Here is a 676-nt window from a genome sequence, read left to right as displayed (position 1 = left end):
CTGGTTATATATATATCACGGTTTCTGAAGCAGACTGCGGCCCGGGGCGACAGCCGACAGTGGCAGGCCCACGCACCCTACTCGGACTCCTCGACGGCGGCCTCCACCCGGAGCAGCACGAACCCGACGGCGACGCCGACGAGCACGAGGCACGGTTTCTGAAGCGCGATCCTGAAGATCTCGGCGGCGGCGTTCATCTGGGCGCCGAACGCGCCGCCGCGCCGCTTCCTGCCCGCGGGGCTGAGCGACGCCACGACCTTGGCGAAGGAGTAGTCGGCGGTCTTGCGCACCCCGAGCATGKTCACCTTGTTSAGCCCCTTGAGGCCGCTGTAGGCGTTCATGCCCTCCACGTGCGTGACGCCGGCGGCGGGCCTCCTCTTGGCTGCCGGGGCCGCTAGCGACGGGGCCGTTGCCACGGCGAACGACGCCATCCCTGCGCTGCGTGGACTGGCTAGACCGCTAGAGAGCTAGCCTGCTGGGGAAGGCCCAGCGCGCCACCGGCCTCGCCACCGTGCTGGCGATCGGCACCGCCACGCCCGCCAGTTGCCACGGCGAACGACGCCATCCCTGCGCTGCGTGGACTGGCTAGACCGCTAGAGAGCTAGCCTGCTGGGGAAGGCCCAGCGCGCCACCGGCCTCGCCACCGTGCTGGCGATCGGCACCGCCACGCCCGCCA

The 676-nt window shown here is 70.3% G+C and carries 1 protein-coding gene; it reads right to left on the bottom strand.

The window, feature by feature from the left end:
* Positions 1-77 precede the first annotated feature (77 nt).
* On the bottom strand, positions 78-431 hold the full coding sequence (locus tag FWJ25_RS20695) for a PetM family cytochrome b6-f complex subunit 7 (protein WP_149601874.1): 354 nt from the start codon (positions 429-431) through the stop codon (positions 78-80).
* Between the last annotated feature and the right edge of the window lie 245 nt (positions 432-676).

The sequence above is a fragment of the Marinobacter salinexigens genome, from assembly GCF_008370345.1.
GTDB classification, from domain to species: domain Bacteria; phylum Pseudomonadota; class Gammaproteobacteria; order Pseudomonadales; family Oleiphilaceae; genus Marinobacter; species Marinobacter salinexigens.
Note: the sequence above shows the minus strand (reverse complement) of the source record. Positions and strands in the feature narration are given on the sequence as shown.